Below are 16828 nucleotides of genomic sequence, written 5' to 3'. Positions count from 1 at the left end.
ACATTCATTGCAATTTCTGCTTGCCAGATAAGCAGAGTTCAATGCCATATTCAAGTTTTTCAATCACTTCAGAATAGAGCGTCGCTGGAGAGAATTTTTCTCCATACTGCTTTGCGGCCAGCATGGGCAATTCGTGCCCGAAGACCTGCCGAAAATAGTCGTTTTGCAAGCCACGCTGCTTGAAAAAGTCAGCAAAGGTGTGCCGGAGCGAATGGAATGTTTTACCCGAAGCCTCGCCTAGCGTTGCAGTAACGACGGACTTGAACTGCTTGCCAGGCTGCTTGCCAAACTTGACCGCGCCTTCCGATTTCTTCAGCTCAGGGAATAGCCTGATATGCTTATTCTTGGCAATTTCAGTATGATAGGCTAGAAGGCCCATCTGTATAAGGCTTGAATGAATGGGGACAATTCTGCGTGCATTTTTGTTCTTCAGCAGCTTGGGCCTGCCAAGCTCATCAAGTCCGTTGCTGTTGATATCAATGACCCAAATTCCCTTTGTCTGGCTTTCATAGATGTCGGTACAGTGAAGTTGTGCAATCTCCTCAAGGCGCATGCCAGTGAAAAGGGCGATCAGGGGAATCCAGTAATAAGAGGGGGATTTGAATTCCTTTCTCGTGAATTTGGGATGCGCAAAGATTTTGGTGAGCTCATCGACAGAGAACGCCTGGCGCAGTTCAATAGCCTGGCGGCTGTCCTTGATCTGCAGATGGGTTGCCGGGTTGGCGTCCAATAGCCCCTCGCGCACATACCACGCGAGCATGCTGCCAACGGCTTCTACAAGAATGTTGACGGTTGTGACACTCAACGTGTCCTGAACCTTCAGGTCGAGCAGCTCCTGTATGCTTTTATCTCTGAATACCTTAATTCGTGAGCGGTTAGGCGGCAGCTTTCTCAACGTTTCGCGAAAATGCCGCATATCCAAACGGGTAATTTCCTTGATGGGCTTGTCGCCAATAATGGTCAGAAATTCTTCCAGGCGTCCCCGGTGGTCCCTCACGCTGTGCTCTCGCCATTCACCGTCCTGAAGTTTCTGGCCGATGTACCGTTCCATGGCTTCAGAATAAAGGATTCCTCCCGTCTGCTGCTGGTGAACGTGCGTAGGCATCTCCAGCAAAGCAGGTGGCTCCTGTGCTGTCCATGAGGTGTCGCAAGGCAACTTGCCAAAATCGCGCCCCATGACTTCTTCTTCCATCAAGAAATCGCCTTTGGTACGGGCAATGTCGATGCGATGCCGGGTGATTTGCATCTCTTTGTATGCTTTCACTATTTGCAGATAGTTTTCCCCTGCAAGTTCATTTTGTGTGAAAGCACCGGAACGAAGCAAGTCAACAATGCATTCTGGCGCAATCTGTTCAAGCAGTTGTGGTGAATTACAGTGCAGGAGTAGTTCAATTTGAGATGTTCTGAGCTGGTCGTACGTGATGTTCAGCTTTCCTATAGAGATGTTTTTACGTTCTGAAAGGTCTGCGTGGTCCTGCTCCAGCAAGCGCTGGAGCAGGATATTCATGCGGCGGCGTATTTCCTTATAGTCCAGCATAAACCCCTCAAGAATCATATTGCCAATTTCTGCGGATAGCATGCGGGCCCGAAATCGCGCAATCCTCAGGTAGGACGTTTGCAGGCTTACACGCAACTCGGCCCGCCCAAGTGATTTTCGCAGGCTGGCGGGAAAGGCATATCGAAAATAGTAGATTTTTCTTTTGCAATAAAGATACGCAGGGGCTGACTTTTTGTCATCATCCTGGTTGCTGGCGACGGGAGGCACAAGATTGGAAAGGGCAGGAGGAAGGTGAGGCATGGGGTTTTCTCCTGGCAACGTCAAAACGGGCTGCGCCCAATTTTGTGGTGCCTTTGACCCCGCGCTTTGACCCCATAAGCTCCCAAGGGCGGGTTTTGGTCTGGTGCCTATGCTGGGCACAAGCCAAAAAAAAGAGTCGTTACAGGCTGTTGCTTGTAACGACTCTTAAAAGATGGTGCCGAAGGGGAGACTCGAACTCCCACTCCCTTGCGAGAACTAGACCCTGAACCTAGCGTGTCTACCAATTCCACCACTTCGGCGCGAAAATGTGTTTACGCTAACGGGGTGTGGCTGGCAAGCATTTTTTTTGATTTTCGAAAAAAAAATTCATGACATAGGGTGGGATAGCGTCTGTTTTTTTAAAAAACTGGCTTGAATAGCTGATTTTTAAGGATTCATTTTTTTGTGCTCGATAGTCTGTAAATGGTCGCCAAGTAATGTCGGTGGTCCCTTTTATTTTCAATGGCTTCAAAATAATTCGCAAACAGGTTCCCATCCCACAAGTAAGGCAGTGAGGGCCGGAGAATGCTCGCAGCATTTAAGGCCGCATCTGGATGTGCCCGGCCCGTTCACATGGCAACGGGTCGTATTGCCAGGGGCGCACTACTTCGGGCCACACTGCGCTGGCCGTCATAGCCGCTCGGCAGGGCATGAACGCCCGACCATATATGGGCGTCAGCCCGATGGGACAGAATTATCCACGCGGCAAACCTTACAACTGGGTTTCCCATCTTTTGGCCTGTACCATGCCCGCATTCTTTTGCCTGATTTGCCAGTCAGGGCTTTCCTTTTATCCTGTGGTCCTCTGCGAGCCCCCCAGTTTTGCCCTTGGCAGACACAGGGTTAAATCCTCCGTCACAGTTTTGCCCGCACGGTCGCCTCCCGTCTGCATCTTCGGCGTTTGCTCGTTCATTCCTTTATCAACATATAAAGGTTGTGTGGTCTGTCCTTTTATTGATCCTCCGCCGGGGCAGGGGAGTCAGAATTTATTGGCCCGCATATTGCAAATGCTCTGGCAAGAGTCGTCAGGCTCGGGTAGACGGCGGCGCATTTTGTTTGGGCGCTGCTGCCAACACAAGGAGCTGCTTATGCAAGCAGGCATGTTTAGCGGACTTTTTGCCGCGCTGACCACAGAGCACCGCATGAATTTCATCGCCAATAATTTGGCGAACGTGAACACGCGCGGCTACAAGCGGGAAACCCTGGCGTTCAAGGACACCATGACAACCTTTGCATTCGACGAGATTCGGGAGCCGTTGCAAAATCTCAAATCGACGCCCCTGTTTCCCGAGCCAATGAATGCAGCACGCGTGCGAGTGGCTGTTGCGCATACAGATTATTCGCAAGGGTCCATGCAATATACCGGCAATAATCTGGATGTGGCCATCAACGGAGAAAACGCTTTTTTCCGGGTAAACACGCCAACCGGCCAGTACCTCACACGCAACGGAGCCTTTGTGCTCAGCGGCGATGGCATACTCATGACGCCTCAGGGCTATACGGTGCAGGGGGCTGGCGGTGTGATCGGGGTGCCCCCCGGTACGCGACATTTGCAGATAAGCGGTGACGGTCAGGTGCTTGCCGATGGCAACGCCATTGACCAACTGGCTCTGGTGAGCGTGGATAACCCCCAAAATCTGGAAAAAATGGGCGGCAATCTCTTTCGCCCGCGCGATGGGGTTCAGGTTGCCGAGGGTAATGCCTACGATACCGGCGCGCGCGTTGAGCAGGGCTTTACCGAATCTGCCAACGTGGAAGTTGTATCCGAAATGGTCAACATGATTGAAGTACAGCGCCAGTTTGAAGCCTACCAGAAGGTGATGCAGACATCCGACACTCTGGATCGCGCTGCCAATGAAAAGGTCGGTCGCCGTCAGGGCTAACCGCTGACTGTTTTACAGGTAACCGGCAGCCTCGTCGGTTTAGTATAAGGAGAAACTCCCATGATGCGATCGCTTTGGACAGGCGCCACCGGCATGGTGGCCCAGCAGCTCAATATCGACGTGATTTCAAACAACCTGGCCAACGTCAACACCACGGGTTTCAAAAAGAGCCGGGCCGAGTTTGAAGATCTCATGTACCAGACCATGCGCATGGCTGGCGCTGTCACCGAGGGCGACAACCGCCTGCCCGTGGGCATACAGGTCGGCATGGGTACTCGCCCCACGGCCGTGCACAAGTTCTTTACGCAGGGTGATTTTCAGAACACCGGCAACACGCTGGACGTGGCCATTGAAGGCGATGGCTTCTTTCAGGTGGATGTAAACGGCGAGCTTATGTACACGCGTGCCGGTTCGTTCAAGCTTAATCAGGATGGCACGGTGGTTACGGCCAACGGCTACATCCTGCAGCCGCAGTTTGCCGTGCCGGCGCAGACCAAGACCATCTCCATCTCGTCATCCGGTCACATGGCCGCACTTGACTCGCAGGGGCAGGAACTGGCCGGGGCAGAGCTGCCGCTCTACACCTTTATCAACCCGGCTGGCCTTGATGCCCGCGGGCGCAACCTTTACACGCCCACGCAGGCCTCGGGCGACGCCACCGAAGGTGTGCCTGGTACAGACAACGTGGGCACACTGGCCCAGGGTTTTCTGGAAATGTCCAACGTGGAAGTGGTGGACGAAATGGTGAACATGATCGTTGGCCAGCGCGCCTACGAAGTGAACTCAAAGTCCATTCAGACCTCGGATTCCATGCTGGGTATCGCGGTACAGCTTAAGCGCAGCTAGGAGAGCGTCATGCGGTTTTTGCGGGCAATACTGGCACATTGGGGTGGCCCTGCGCGGCGTGCAAGCCTGCGCGGCCTGCTCTGCACAGCGGGGTCTCTTGTTGCTGTTCTGGTTTGCTGGCAGCTGTGCGGCCCTGGTGTGGTCGCCGTTGTTGCGGCGCCGCAGGGCGGCGTGCCCAGCGCCACATGGCAGGACAATGACCGTAATCATCGCCGTTCGCCCAACCAGATTGTTACCCAGCTGCGAACCCCACAGGCACAGGTGGGGCAGGTGCAGCCGGGCCAGACGCCTCAGGCACAGGCCGGGCAGATGCCTCTGGCCGATAACGCGCAGGACCAGCGCGCCGCCAAGACGCGCAACATGATTGCAGCGGGCGAGGCCCCCACAACGCAGGATGGCCAGCTGAACATGCTTGGTCCAGACGACTGGCGACTCAAAATTTTGTCGGCTGCAGTTACCAATACAGATATGGTGATGCTGGGCGATATTGCCACACCCTTAGGGCAGATAGCTCCCGACATCTGGGGCCAGCTGCGGGCACAGCCCCTGTGGCCAGCGCCGCCAGAAGAAGGCAAACCGCTTCAGATCAACAATTCGCGGCTCGCTCAGGCACTGCGGCAAGCCTTGGGCAAAGAGGTGGCCGGTCGCTGCATTTTGCCCAGTTCGTTGGTGATTCAGCGCGGAGGCCTTGTTTTTCACGAGGAAGACCTGCGCTCCTATGTAGTCAAAAGCTTGACGCCGCAGCTGGCGGCCATGCCGGGGCAAGTGGAGCTGAGCGATTTTCGGCTACCGGACTATATTTTTCTGGCCCATCCCCAGCAGCGCGTGCAGCTGGAACCGGGTAAGCTCACGCCCGGACGCGTGCCGCTGCGTTTTGCGGTGCAAGAGGTCGACGGCAACGTTTTGCGGCGCATTTCGGGTACGGTCAACCTTACCCTGTGGATAACGGCCCCTGCAGCTTCGCGTGCCATGAACAAGGGCGAGGCCCTGGCCGCGGAATCGGTTACCTTTATGAAGGTCAACGCCAGCCAGTTGCGTGATCTGCCCTGGGATGGCCGCGGCGGCCCATGGCAGCTCAACCGTGCGCTCAACACTGGCGAGCCAATTCTGCAGAGCGACCTTGTGAGCCAGCTGATGGTCAAAAGGGGCGATGTGGTCAACCTCATCTACATACGCGGTAATCTGCGCATAGCCACGCAGGCCCAGGCTCTTGCGGACGGCGAGCCCGGGGCAACCATCGCGGTACGTAATCTGCAAACGAAAAAACAGGTCTACGCCATAGTAAAAGATGGCACCACCGTGGAAATCCACTAGCGTTCAAAGGTGGAAGGAGAGGAACATATGCAGGCACGTTATTTAATACCAGTTCTGGCGCTGACCTATCTGTTCTGCGTCGCCTGCGGCGGCAGCCCCACAAGGCGGCCAGCCCTGCACCCGCCGGTGACCCCGCAACAGGAATACCGGCAGGAGGCCGCGGCCAATAACCCCGGCTCACTCTTTGCCGCCAGCGAAACCGATACTTTGTTTGAAGACAGCCGCGCCCGCCGCGTGGGCGATATTGTTGTGGTCAAACTGGTGGAAAATACCAAGGCCCAGAACAAGGCTGAAACAACGGCCAACAAGAAAGGCACAAACGATTACGAAGTGTCGGCCATGTTCAACCGTGGGCACGCGGGCTTTATTCCCTTTATGCCCATCGGCCCGCAGCCGTCAGTGGGCCTGCCAGTGCTGAACACCAGTTCTGCCAGTGACCTGAACGCCACGGGCAAGACCAAGCGTGAAAACTACGTGACCACTTCGCTGGCCACGCGGGTGCTGCGGGTGCTGCCGGGCGGACTTATGGAAATTGAGGGGGCACGCGAAATCCGTGTCAACGAAGAGACAGAATACATGGTGGTGCGCGGCATGATCCGTTCCAAGGACGTGAGCGCCGACAATAGCGTGCTTTCTACCCAGATTGCCGACGCCAGCATTGAATATTACGGCAAGGGTGTTCTGGCCGACAAGCAGAAGCCTGGCTGGTTCACCCGTCTTATGGATAACGTCTGGCCGTTCTAGCCTTGCTGTTTGACGAACTTCTTCTACACCCCGTTGGCGTGCGCTGGCGGGGTGTGCGCGTTGTGTTTGTATCCCCTCTTGGTGGGGATGGCATCAGCTCACCTGCATCAAGGGGCGTGCGGGGTGGCTTGTGAGGTAGTGGTGAGGCAAGGCGGCGTGCCGTGTAACATGACTGAAAAATAGGAAATTTTTTACACTTAAATTTTAGATAATTAGAAAAAAATGAAAAAATAATTTGCAAAAAAATATGTGAAAAATTGCGCAGCTCCTTGACCTAAGATTTCTTCCATTCTATGTTATCCGCAGTTCATGAAGGCCCCCCTGCCGCATTGCTGGGTGTGCCCAGCGCTTTTTTTACCTGCATCTTCAGGCTGTTGTATAAAATAAAAAGCTCCTGAATCTTGCGATCCAGGAGCCCCGGTGGAGAATGGATTCAAACGTCCGCAGCTTCTGCCAGCGGCGGCGTTCTACATACAAGCGTCAGTGTCAAAAAACTCTGACGGCCTTGTTTATTTTTCCGCTCTCCTCCTGCGAACCAGACTGTTCTGCCGCAGTCAGGTTCCTTACCAAGCCCCTCCGTTATCCGACGGGGGGCTTTTTATTAGCACGCTCGGTGTAAAACGCCAAGCCCCGCCTTTGCCCTGTTTTGTCCTTGATAAAAAATTAACAATTCCATGTTGCTATTGGGATTTGCCAGCGCGGTAGCGTGTTTGGGCCCCGCAAGGCCGGTCATTGCGGCCCGCAGGGTAGTTGTGGGGGGCAGGGCAGGCCGCCAAATGTTGCATGCCGGGCTAATCGTGTGGGCTGAACCCCAGCCAGCTGTATTGCGCCCGCTGCAAGCAGGGCGTATAGTATAGAGCGTTTGTCGCAATCTCTAACCCTGCGGCGGTATGCCGCTTGATATGACTGTACATGAAATTCGCGCACGGCTGGCGGTAGATAAGGCCACTGTGGGCACATGGCTGCAATTGCCCTCTGCCGATGTGGCCGAGCTTATGGCTCGCGCCGGCTATGACTGGGTTGCCGTTGATATGGAACATGGCTCTTTTGGCCGCACCGGCCTGCCGGATATTTTTCGCGCCATTGAATGCGGCGGCGCAGCGCCTTTTGCCCGTCTGGGCGAGGCCAGTAAAACCCAGATCAAGGCCGCGCTTGAGGCCGGAGCCCAGGGGCTGATCTTCCCCATGATCGAAAGCCGCGAGCAGCTTGACCGCGCCATTGATCTTTCGGTGTACCCCGGTCAGGACAGCTGGCGCAAAGCTGGCGAAACCGCGCCGGAATACCGTGGCGTGGGCTATTGCCGCGCCAACGTGTTTGGCAAAGAGTTTGATGATTATCGCGCCAACCGCGCGCCCGAGATATTTTTGGTGGCCCAGATAGAGCACATCCGTGCGGTTGATAATCTCGAGGCCATTCTGGCGCATCCGCGTCTTGATGCCATCATGGTTGGCCCGTACGACCTTTCGGGCTCCATGGGGCTTACCGGGCAGTTTGACCACCCGGACTTCAAGGCTGCCATGGCCCGTATTGCTGCGGGTTGTGCCAAGGTCGGCGCCCGTATGGGCCTGCACATTGTGCAACCCGACCCTGCGGAACTTGCGCGGCAGATCGAGGCTGGCAGCCGTTTTATCGCTTATGGCATTGATTCGGTCTTTTTGTGGCGGGCGGCTGAACGCCCCAATTCGGGAGAATAGCAGTGAAAATTACCGTTTTTGGCGGGTCTGGTTTTCTGGGCTCGCATATTTGCGACAAGCTTTCTGAAGCCGGGCATGCGGTCACCATTGTTGATCTGCATCCCTCACCCTGGCTGCGACCCGACCAGACCATGCTTGCGGGCAATATTCTGGATGAAGAAACCGTTAACCGCGCCGTTGTCGGTGCGGATATGGTCTTCAACTATGCGGGTATTGCCGATATCGGCGAGGCCAATAACCGCCCTGTGGATACTGCGCGCATCAACGTGCTGGGCAACGTCATGGTGCTTGAAGCCTGCCGCAAGGCAGGCGTGAAGCGTTATGTTTTTGCAAGCTCGCTCTATGTGTATGGCAAGTCTGGCGGTTTTTACCGCTGCAGCAAGCAGGCCTGCGAACTGTACATTGAAAATTATCAGGCCATGCACAACCTGCCCTACACCATTTTGCGCTACGGCTCGCTGTACGGTCCCCGGTCTGACCGTCGCAATGCCATTAACAGGTTTGTGTACGAGGCACTGGCAAAGGGCGCGATCACCTACTACGGCGCGCCCACGGCCCTGCGCGAATACGTGCATGTGGACGATGCCTCGGCGGCAACCCTGGCCGTGCTTGACCCGGAATTTGAAAACCAGAACATCATCATCTCAGGCAACCAGCCCATGCGTGTGGGCGACCTGTTCAAGATGATCGGCGAAATGCTGGGCAAGGAACTGGACATCAGTTACCAGAACGACCCCAACAGCGGGCATTATCAGGTTACGCCCTACGCCTTTATGCCCAAGGTGGGCCGCAAGCTGGTTCCGCCGCTTACGGTTGATCTGGGGCAGGGCATTTTGCGCGTGATGGAAGAAGAGCACAAGGAACTGCACCCCGAACTGGCCTCTGAAGGCGGGTATCTCGTCTCCACCGACGATTAGACCCTGCGCAGTGTACGGTTTGGCTTTGGCGGCGTAACGCCACCGGGGCCGCAACTGGATGCGATTTTTTGAAACCACAGCACATTTTTTGAGGCCACAAGGAGCCGCCATATGAATATTATTGCCATCATTCCCGCGCGTATGGGTTCCAGCCGTTACCCCGGCAAACCGCTTGCCCTTATCCACAACGTACCCATGGTGGGGCATGTGGCCTACCGCACTGCCATGAGCAAGTGCCTTTCCGCCACCTATGTGGCTACCTGCGACGAAATTATTGAAAATTACTGCAGGGATGCAGGCCTCAAAAGCGTGATGACCGGCGACCACCACGTTCGCTGCTCTACTCGCACTGCCGAGGCCCTGCTCAAGATTGAGGCCGCAACCGGTCAGAAGGCCGACATCGTGGTGATGGTGCAGGGCGACGAGCCCATGGTGCGCCCCGAAATGATCGACGCCGCCGTGGCCCCCATGCTGGCCGACCCCTCCATCAATGTGGTCAATCTTATGGCCGATATGGATACCATTGAAGAATTTGAAGATCCCAATGAAGTCAAGGTTGTTGTTGACCACTTCAACAACGCCGTCTACTTCTCGCGCGAGCCTATCCCCTCCCGCAAAAAGGGCTACGACAAGGTTCCCATGCGCAAGCAGGTCTGCATCATTCCCTTCCGCCGCGACTATCTGCTGCATTTTAACGAAATGCCCGAAAGCCCTCTGGAAATTTACGAATCGGTAGACATGCTGCGCGTTTTGGAACACGGCGAAAAGGTGCACATGGTACCCACAGATTGCCGCAGCTGGAGCGTTGACACCCCCGAGGATCTCGCTCGCGTGGCCCGTCTGATGGAAGGCGACGACCTCATGAAGGAATACAGCAAGTAAATGCCGGGCAACCTCCCTTCTTCTGATTCGCAGAGCGGCAAGCCCGCTTCTGATATCAATGGCGCGTGCGCCGCAGGAGCAAAATCCTGCGGCGCCGCCGCACAGCCGGGGGCGCATGCCGCGCCCGGCGTGGGCAGCCGGGTAAAGGCAGCGCTTGAAGAGCTGTGGATCGCCACCTTTACGTGGATTCCCACGCCTGTGGGCATTGCCCTGCGCCTGCTGGCCTGGCGCTGGCTTTTCAAAGGCTGCGGTTCCGCGCGTTTTGCTACGGGCCTGAGCCTTGCCGGTTGCGGCAACATGCGCATTGGCAACGGTGTGCGCATGGGGCGCGGCTGTTTTGTTACGGCCAGCGATGGCGAGCTGGTGCTGCACGACAGCGTGGCTCTGTCGCCCAATGTGCATGTGGGGGCCGATGCGGGGCGCATAGAAATAGGCGCGCAGACCGCCATTGGTCCCGGCACGGTTATCCGCGCAGCAAACCACTGTATTGCGCGGCAGGATGTGCCCATCATGCACCAGGGGCATGTGCCTGGCCAGATCATTATTGAAGAAGACGTGTGGATCGGGGCCAACTGCGTCATCACCCCCGATGTGCGCATCGGGCGTGGCGCGGTGGTGGGCGCTGGTGCGGTGGTAACCCGCAACGTGGCCCCCTTCAGCATTGTGGGCGGCGTGCCTGCCAAGCAGATTGGCATGCGCGGTTAGGCGGCAAACCACGAGCGAAAGTACAGAGAGAACTGTTTTTCAAGGAATTTTATGTCACTGCAATGCCTTGTTTTTGACTGTGATGGCGTCATTCTTGACAGCGTGCCCGTAAAAACCCGCGCCTTTGCCCGTGTTATGGAGCCTTTCGGCCCTGAAGCGCGTGACCGCTTTTTGATGTACCACAAGGTGCATGGCGGCGTGAGCCGTTACAAAAAGTTTGAGTGGTTTTTTACAGAGGTCCTGGGCAAGACCATTACGCCGCAGGAATCGGAACACCTCGGCAACCTTTTCTCGGAGTACGCTCTGGACGAACTGCGCCGTTGTGAACTTGTGCCCGGCATTCAGGAAACACTTGATTCATGGCACGGCAAGCTGCCCATGTTTGTGTGCTCTGGCGCGCCGCACGAAGAAGTGCAGGCAGTGCTGCGCGAACGCAGACTGGACAGATATTTTGATGCCATCCACGGTTCCCCGCCAGCCAAGGCCGTGTTGCTTGGGCAGATTGTGGACGGGCAGAAGCTTGACCCCGCTGACGTGCTGATGGTGGGCGATGCTCCCACTGACCGCGATGCCGCAGAAACCGTTGGTACGCAGTTTTACGGCGTGGGGCCTGAGCTCAAGGGCGGATCGTTCCCCTGGGGCGACGACCTCACCGGCCTCAATGCCTGGATCGCCGCCAGAGCGTAGCTCTCTTGTCTGCGAGGAATATTCGCAACAATTTATAACTGTTATTGAACGTCCCGCCCTATGCGGGACGTTCGTACGTGTATGCCTATGAAAAACATACTCCATACTCTGGTGTTGGTTCTGGGTTTGGCCCTGCTGCTCACCGCCTGCGAATCGGGCAAGAAAGAAGCGGACAAGGCAGACAAAACCAAGGTGGAATCAGCCTCTGGTGTTTCCAGCTCTGCTGCCTCCAAGGCGACAAGCCCCGCCGTTGAACAGGCCGAGCCGGAAGCCAGCCAGCCCCCCAGCCCCGTAGACCTGGACAGGGCAGACCGTCTGGTGGCTTTTTCCAATTCTGCGTCCATGGCGCTTGCAACGGGCCGTTATGCCCAGGCCGACGTGCTTATGGCATACACCAAATACTATCTTGCAGAGTGGCAGCTGGCAAAGCGGCCTGTTGTAAATCCGGACGAAGACGAAAAACTTGCCCGTCGCCTTGTACCGCCTGTGGGGCTGTTTACGCCCGAGCAGACCAGGAAGATGGCGGCCTGCGTGCAGGATATGAACAAGGCCATTGGCAGCATGCGCGCCGACTACCGCACACTTGAAAAGTATGTGGAGGACGCCTCGTTGCAGGACGACGGAGTGAAAGGCAAATATCTGGCAGCGGGAATTGCCAAGGCCCACGCGGCCTTTGTTGTGGCCCGTGACGGCTTTATGCAGATTGTGGAGGCCGAGGCCGCCCCGGCGGAAGACCTGCTGTTGCACAACCACCCGCTGAAGCGCCAGATTCAGGCTGCGGAACGTATCTTTGCCGTATTTGGCAAGGCTGCCACCCTTCTCGCACCCGACAAGCCTGACCGGGAAGCTCTGCAAGCGCAACGTCAGGAGCTGGCAGAGGCCCTGGCTGATGGCGGTCGCCCGCCCTTCAGGGCTGCCCCCGACCTGGAGCGCCGCTATCGTGCTTTTCTCAAACAGGCAGAAAGCTATGCAGAGCTTTTTGACAAAGGGCTTGAAGAAGAATTTTACGCCCCCCTGCGTTTTGAAATGAATAAGGCCGCCGTGGCAAGCCGCGCCGCTTATAATGATTTTGTGCGCGATGCCAACCAGATGCGCTGACCGCATAGCGCAAGGGGTGGCGTCAAGACGCTGACTATGGCGTTGCTCTTTAATTTAACTATATGTATTTTAAGGAAAATTGTTCATTGGCAAGCCATTTGCAAAACTGAACGCAACGGGCGTCATACGCCCGAACATCCATCTGATCTGGAGGTTCAGCATGTTCTTTTTGCTGGGAGGCCACGAGAAAAAAAGCCGCAAGGCCGAGAGGTCGTCTGGTGTTTCTGACGCCAGTGATCGTGTGCGAGAGATTTTTCTTGCCGGACGTTTTCCTGTGGTGACGACACATCAGGTGGAAGGCCGCCGTATCGCCAAGGTGCTTGGCCTTGTGTGCTGCCGGGGTTTTGATTCGGAAGAAGCCTTTTTCGGCATGGCAGCCCGCGCCATGAACAAGGGCGCGCAGGCCATTGTGGGCTATAACGAAAATGTTGCCTTTCACCCCGATGGCAGCAAGTATTTTTCGTGTTTCGGCACGGCCGTGATGTTTGAATTTGATCCAACCGACCCTGAATCGCTGCCGCTCATGCTGCAGCAAAAGTTCAAGGCGCAGGAGCAATCTGGCCTCAGTGAAATAATCTGAGCAAGCCGGTAACCATACAGGCAAAAGCCCCCGTTCTGTCAGAGCGGGGGCTTTTGTATTGCTGTACCGCCACGTGGCGCGCAATTCTGGGCAGCAAGCTGCAGAAAACTAGGGGTACACCACGCTTACCAGCGCAAGCCCCTGTGGCGGCGCGGTAACCGAAGGCACAGCACGACGATCGCAGGTTTCAAGCAGGGCGGGCACAGTTTGCGGGTCAACCCTGCCCTGACCACAGGCAACCAGCAGGCCCGCCATGTTGCGCACCATCTGTTTGAGAAATCCGTCTGCCGTTACCATAAAGCGCAGCATGGGCGCGTGTGTGGGGTAAAACTCACAGGGGGGCATGGCGTGCAGGTCGACCTGCAGAACGGTGCGTTCCGTGCTGTCCACATCCGTGCCCACGTTACGCATGGCGGCAAAGTCGTGCTGACCCAGAAGGTGGGGCAGGGCGGCGCGCATGGCATCCACCCTGAGGGGGCCGCATTTCCACACAAAGGGCGTGAGGTACGGCGGCATGAAGGTCTGCTCCTGCCAGAACTGGTAGGCGTAGGTTTTGCGCAGGGCGTCTTTGCGGGCATGAAAATCTGATGCGGCCTGCTGGGCATGCAGCACGCGTATGTCGCGCGGCAAAATGGCATTGAGGCTGTTGCGCCAGTCGAGCCCCGCGCGGCTGTCGGGCACATCACAGTGCACAACCTGGCCGTGAGCGTGCACGCCAGAATCGGTACGGCCAGAGCCGTGCGCGCGCACGGCCTGCCCGCAGATTGTGCGCAGGGCTGCCTCCAGCTCGCCCTGAATGGTGGGCGGCGGGCTGGGTTTTTCCTGAATCTGCCATCCGCTGTAGCGGGTTCCCACATAGGCCACAAGAAGTTTGAGGCGCATCAGTCGGGAATCCTCATGCGGGTGATAAGCTCTGTAAATTTGGCGGTTTTGGCCGGGGCCACATAGGTGAGTATTTCGCCAGACTGCTTGGGCGACATGCCGGAAAGAATGCGTATGGCCACGCGCTCGTCCATGCTCTCCAGCGCCTTGGCCGCAGCCTTGGGCTTCATCATGGAGTATGTGAGGATAAGGCGGTGAACCTTGTCGTTCTCCAGCCCTCTGGCCTCGCGGATCATGTCCTGCATTTTCTTTTCGGTTTCCTGAATATCCTTGAGGCGCTGATCCATCTGCTGGCGCAACACAAGAATATCCTGCTGCTGACGGGCCAGTTCCTGCGCCTTGTTGTTGGGATCGTTGGCGTAGGCGTTCTGGGGTGTCTGCACCGAAGGCGCGGGCAGCGTGCCTGCAGGCTGACCCTGAGGCAGGGCAGGCAGAAAACCGTCGTTGCCGCCCGTTGAGCCGCGCGGCGGCAGGGGGGCACCGTCAGAGCTCTGACCACGGGGAATATTTGCGGGAATGGGCGGCGCGCCCGGCACACTCAGCGGAGCGGTCTGCTCTGCGGGGGAAAAGGGTGACTGCCCCGCGGTGGGTGTTTGGGGCACGGGCATGTCGAGAGCCGCCGCATGGGCCGCCTGAACACTGCCAAGGCCAGGGATGGGCAGATGGCTCAGGCCAAGGGCGTCGAGCCATTCAGATTCGCTGGCGCGGTTGGGCTTGGCCGAAACAATAAGGCTGTTGGAAGGCGCACTGGTTCCCGGTTCTGCCAGCGGAGCGGGCAGGGGCTGCGGTTCTGGCATGCTGGGTGAAAAAGTCTGGCTCTGGCCGACAGCGCTTGCCGGAGAGGGCGCGCCGCCAGAAGCGCCCACGCGAATAAGCGGGGCGGGCATGGCTGCATCTGCCACAGCAGCGGCGTGGCCGGTCTGCGGTTTGGCAGCGGCGGCCATGCGGGCCGCAGCAGCCCCCTGAGGTTCGCTGAGGCCGGTTTCTGCCTTGTCCTTGACAGCCGTGACCACAGAATCAAGGGTAGAATCAAGCGTCGAGCCAATGGCGGAAAGAGAGGAACCGAGGCTTTGCGCCAGCCCGGATTGTGCTGGGCCGGATTGTGCTGAGCCAGATGCCGACGGCGCTATGGCCGGGGCAGGGGGTTCCGCAACCTGCTGTATGCCTCGCTGGCCAGACTCGGCCCTGGCAGGGGCATCCGGCTTGCTGTTTTCCTGTCTGGCGGCTTCCTGTTTTGACGAACCGCCAAGCCAGGAGGGTGCGGGCACATCCAGCAGCAACATGCCGAGGATGATAAGCTTCATGAAGCAGAGCACCGCCAGCCAGCGGAAAAGCTTAGAGAGTCGGAGCTTTGTAGCGGAGTGTGGCTGTTTCGTCATTGACGCGTTGCTCCTTCAGTTGTTCCTCGCGAAGATACTGCAGGTTCTGGCGCTCCTTGAGCTTTTCCAGCAGTTTTCGTTCTATGGCGCGGGCAGCGAGCATTTTGCGGGCTTCGTCAACCAGCTGCTCGTGCATGCGTGTTTGCATGGCTGCATTGGCCACATCGCCTTTGAGCCCTTTCAGGTACTGTTCCATGAGCCAGCGCTCGCCCTGCGGCGCAAGGGCTGACTGAAAAAGGCGGTCTTCGCACTGCCTCAGCTCGGTTTTGAGCCGCTCAAAAAGGGCCCGTGAATCTTCCAGAAGCCTTTGCTTGAGGGCCAGATCAACCTTGGCTTCTTCCTCAAGCTGCTCCCGGTAATCGAGCACTTTCTGCATTTTAAAATGGAAGGGCACACTACACCGCCTTGATTTTGACACCCGTTCTATCCACTGGCTGAAAGTGCAAACAGTGGGCCAACCGCATGCTGGCTGCCCACAACTAGATGATCGGGGGCAGATCCGCCACGGCGGCCGTGCAGGCAGCCCTGTCAGTGGGTGAGGTTGAGGCGGCTAGCTGATGTTCAGGCCAGCGGCATGGTTTACCGGGCCGCAGCCCTCGCCGGGCGCGTAGCTCTTGCGCAGTGCAAGGTTAAGATATTCCTGTGCACGGGTTACAGCCACCTGCAGGGGCAGGCCGCGCCCAAGGCCCGTGGCTATGGCCGCCGAGAGTGTGCAGCCCGTACCGTGGTTGTTGGCGGTTTCAACCTTGGCCTGCGGCAGGTGTTTGGGCTGTTCACCGGGCACGCACAGGCAGTCTGTAACCATGATGGAGCTTTCCATGTGCCCGCCCTTGATCAGCACGGCACGTGCCCCCATGGCAATGAGTTTTTCGCCCGCAGCCTCGGCATCCCCAAGGCTGGCGATGGTCATGCCGGTGAGCATCTCCGCCTCAGGGCGGTTGGGGGTCAGCAGGTCGCAGTCGGGCAGCATTTCATCAATCAGGGCGGCAACGGCATCTTCCTGCAACAGGCGGCTTCCACTCTGGCTTACGGAAACAGGGTCAACAACCAGCGGAAAGTCGCGCTTGCGCAACTCGGCCGCAACAGCGCGGATGATAGGGGCGGAAAAGAGCATGCCAGTTTTGGCGGCCTTGACCGAAAATCCTTCAAGCACCGTGCGCAGTTGCAGCAGCACAAAGTCCGCATCCGGCGCATGTATGCCCGTTACGCCAAGGCCATTTTGCGCGGTCAGAGCAGTGATAACGCTCATGCCATAGCCGCCGAGGGCCATGATGGTCTTGAGGTCGGCCTGGATGCCCGCGCCGCCGCCGGAATCTGAACCGGCGATGGTAAGTATGTTGGGGGGAGTAAGCATATAAAGCCTCTCTTGAAATGCTGCGTGATTATTCGGTTACTATACCCTGACGCCCCGTAGGGTGC

Annotated in this window: 16 protein-coding genes and 1 tRNA gene; 11 read left to right on the top strand and 6 right to left on the bottom strand. The window is 57.3% G+C overall.

Annotated features, from left to right (window positions below; genetic code table 11):
• Window positions 1-4: 4 nt before the first annotated feature.
• Window positions 5-1798 (bottom strand): DUF6538 domain-containing protein, encoded by a 1794-nt coding sequence (locus F8N36_RS13165; protein WP_291333276.1) that lies wholly within the window; start codon window positions 1796-1798, stop codon window positions 5-7.
• A 173-nt stretch (window positions 1799-1971) separates the two neighbouring features.
• A tRNA-Leu gene (locus F8N36_RS13160) sits at window positions 1972-2058 on the bottom strand.
• An 828-nt stretch (window positions 2059-2886) separates the two neighbouring features.
• Between F8N36_RS13160 and F8N36_RS13155 the strand changes: the two genes are divergently transcribed.
• The 11 genes from F8N36_RS13155 to F8N36_RS13105 all read left to right on the top strand — a co-directional run bounded on the left by F8N36_RS13155 (window position 2887) and on the right by F8N36_RS13105 (window position 13148).
• Window positions 2887-3681, top strand: coding sequence for a flagellar hook-basal body protein (locus F8N36_RS13155; protein WP_291333275.1), 795 nt, complete (start codon window positions 2887-2889; stop codon window positions 3679-3681).
• Window positions 3682-3741: 60 nt separating this feature from the next.
• Window positions 3742-4527: a flagellar basal-body rod protein FlgG gene (gene flgG / locus F8N36_RS13150; protein ID WP_291333274.1), complete on the top strand. Its 786-nt coding sequence runs from the start codon at window positions 3742-3744 to the stop codon at window positions 4525-4527.
• 9 nt (window positions 4528-4536) lie between these two features.
• Window positions 4537-5841, top strand: coding sequence for a flagellar basal body P-ring formation chaperone FlgA (flgA, locus tag F8N36_RS13145; protein ID WP_291333273.1), 1305 nt, complete (start codon window positions 4537-4539; stop codon window positions 5839-5841).
• Window positions 5842-5868: 27 nt separating this feature from the next.
• Complete coding sequence (locus tag F8N36_RS13140; RefSeq protein WP_291333272.1) at window positions 5869-6585, top strand: flagellar basal body L-ring protein FlgH; 717 nt, start codon at window positions 5869-5871, stop codon at window positions 6583-6585.
• 902 nt (window positions 6586-7487) lie between these two features.
• The gene (locus tag F8N36_RS13135; protein ID WP_291333271.1) at window positions 7488-8279 is read left to right on the top strand and encodes an aldolase/citrate lyase family protein; all 792 of its coding nucleotides are present in this window, start codon (window positions 7488-7490) and stop codon (window positions 8277-8279) included.
• 2 nt (window positions 8280-8281) lie between these two features.
• Window positions 8282-9196, top strand: a complete 915-nt coding sequence (locus F8N36_RS13130; protein ID WP_291333270.1) for an NAD(P)-dependent oxidoreductase — start codon at window positions 8282-8284, stop codon at window positions 9194-9196.
• A gap of 111 nt (window positions 9197-9307) precedes the next feature.
• Window positions 9308-10078, top strand: coding sequence for a 3-deoxy-manno-octulosonate cytidylyltransferase (locus tag F8N36_RS13125; protein WP_291333269.1), 771 nt, complete (start codon window positions 9308-9310; stop codon window positions 10076-10078).
• Window positions 10079-10783: an acyltransferase gene (locus tag F8N36_RS13120; RefSeq protein ID WP_291333268.1), complete on the top strand. Its 705-nt coding sequence runs from the start codon at window positions 10079-10081 to the stop codon at window positions 10781-10783.
• Window positions 10784-10834: 51 nt separating this feature from the next.
• Window positions 10835-11470, top strand: a complete 636-nt coding sequence (locus F8N36_RS13115) for an HAD family hydrolase (protein WP_291333267.1) — start codon at window positions 10835-10837, stop codon at window positions 11468-11470.
• An 87-nt stretch (window positions 11471-11557) separates the two neighbouring features.
• The gene (locus F8N36_RS13110) at window positions 11558-12568 is read left to right on the top strand and encodes a hypothetical protein (RefSeq protein ID WP_291333266.1); all 1011 of its coding nucleotides are present in this window, start codon (window positions 11558-11560) and stop codon (window positions 12566-12568) included.
• A gap of 160 nt (window positions 12569-12728) precedes the next feature.
• Window positions 12729-13148: a hypothetical protein gene (locus tag F8N36_RS13105; protein WP_291333265.1), complete on the top strand. Its 420-nt coding sequence runs from the start codon at window positions 12729-12731 to the stop codon at window positions 13146-13148.
• A 108-nt stretch (window positions 13149-13256) separates the two neighbouring features.
• Here F8N36_RS13105 and truA read toward each other — a convergent pair whose 3' ends face one another.
• From truA to thiD, 4 genes are all read right to left on the bottom strand, one after another.
• Window positions 13257-14030: a tRNA pseudouridine(38-40) synthase TruA gene (gene truA / locus F8N36_RS13100; RefSeq protein WP_291333264.1), complete on the bottom strand. Its 774-nt coding sequence runs from the start codon at window positions 14028-14030 to the stop codon at window positions 13257-13259.
• Window positions 14030-15334 (bottom strand): hypothetical protein, encoded by a 1305-nt coding sequence (locus tag F8N36_RS13095; protein ID WP_291333263.1) that lies wholly within the window; start codon window positions 15332-15334, stop codon window positions 14030-14032. Before F8N36_RS13095 ends, truA begins: the two co-directional genes overlap by 1 nt.
• A 31-nt stretch (window positions 15335-15365) precedes the next feature.
• Complete coding sequence (gene fliJ / locus F8N36_RS13090; RefSeq protein WP_291333262.1) at window positions 15366-15803, bottom strand: flagellar export protein FliJ; 438 nt, start codon at window positions 15801-15803, stop codon at window positions 15366-15368.
• A 156-nt stretch (window positions 15804-15959) separates the two neighbouring features.
• Complete coding sequence (gene thiD, locus F8N36_RS13085) at window positions 15960-16763, bottom strand: bifunctional hydroxymethylpyrimidine kinase/phosphomethylpyrimidine kinase (protein ID WP_291333261.1); 804 nt, start codon at window positions 16761-16763, stop codon at window positions 15960-15962.
• Window positions 16764-16828 lie beyond the last annotated feature (65 nt).

The sequence above is a fragment of the Desulfovibrio sp. genome (genome assembly GCF_009712225.1).
GTDB lineage: Bacteria > Desulfobacterota > Desulfovibrionia > Desulfovibrionales > Desulfovibrionaceae > Desulfovibrio.
Note: the sequence above shows the minus strand (reverse complement) of the source record. Positions and strands in the feature narration are given on the sequence as shown.

Excerpts from the sequence above, each read along its gene's own strand:
- F8N36_RS13165 (WP_291333276.1), bottom strand. The coding sequence starts at position 1,798 with ATGCCTCACCTTCCTCCTGCCCTTTCCAATCTTGTGCCTCCCGTCGCC.
- F8N36_RS13155 (WP_291333275.1), top strand. The coding sequence starts at position 2,887 with ATGCAAGCAGGCATGTTTAGCGGACTTTTTGCCGCGCTGACCACAGAG.
- flgG (WP_291333274.1), top strand. The coding sequence starts at position 3,742 with ATGATGCGATCGCTTTGGACAGGCGCCACCGGCATGGTGGCCCAGCAG.
- flgA (WP_291333273.1), top strand. The coding sequence starts at position 4,537 with ATGCGGTTTTTGCGGGCAATACTGGCACATTGGGGTGGCCCTGCGCGG.
- F8N36_RS13140 (WP_291333272.1), top strand. The coding sequence starts at position 5,869 with ATGCAGGCACGTTATTTAATACCAGTTCTGGCGCTGACCTATCTGTTC.
- F8N36_RS13135 (WP_291333271.1), top strand. The coding sequence starts at position 7,488 with ATGACTGTACATGAAATTCGCGCACGGCTGGCGGTAGATAAGGCCACT.
- F8N36_RS13125 (WP_291333269.1), top strand. The coding sequence starts at position 9,308 with ATGAATATTATTGCCATCATTCCCGCGCGTATGGGTTCCAGCCGTTAC.
- F8N36_RS13120 (WP_291333268.1), top strand. The coding sequence starts at position 10,079 with ATGCCGGGCAACCTCCCTTCTTCTGATTCGCAGAGCGGCAAGCCCGCT.
- F8N36_RS13115 (WP_291333267.1), top strand. The coding sequence starts at position 10,835 with ATGTCACTGCAATGCCTTGTTTTTGACTGTGATGGCGTCATTCTTGAC.
- F8N36_RS13110 (WP_291333266.1), top strand. The coding sequence starts at position 11,558 with ATGAAAAACATACTCCATACTCTGGTGTTGGTTCTGGGTTTGGCCCTG.
- F8N36_RS13105 (WP_291333265.1), top strand. The coding sequence starts at position 12,729 with ATGTTCTTTTTGCTGGGAGGCCACGAGAAAAAAAGCCGCAAGGCCGAG.
- truA (WP_291333264.1), bottom strand. The coding sequence starts at position 14,030 with ATGCGCCTCAAACTTCTTGTGGCCTATGTGGGAACCCGCTACAGCGGA.
- F8N36_RS13095 (WP_291333263.1), bottom strand. The coding sequence starts at position 15,334 with ATGAAGCTTATCATCCTCGGCATGTTGCTGCTGGATGTGCCCGCACCC.
- thiD (WP_291333261.1), bottom strand. The coding sequence starts at position 16,763 with ATGCTTACTCCCCCCAACATACTTACCATCGCCGGTTCAGATTCCGGC.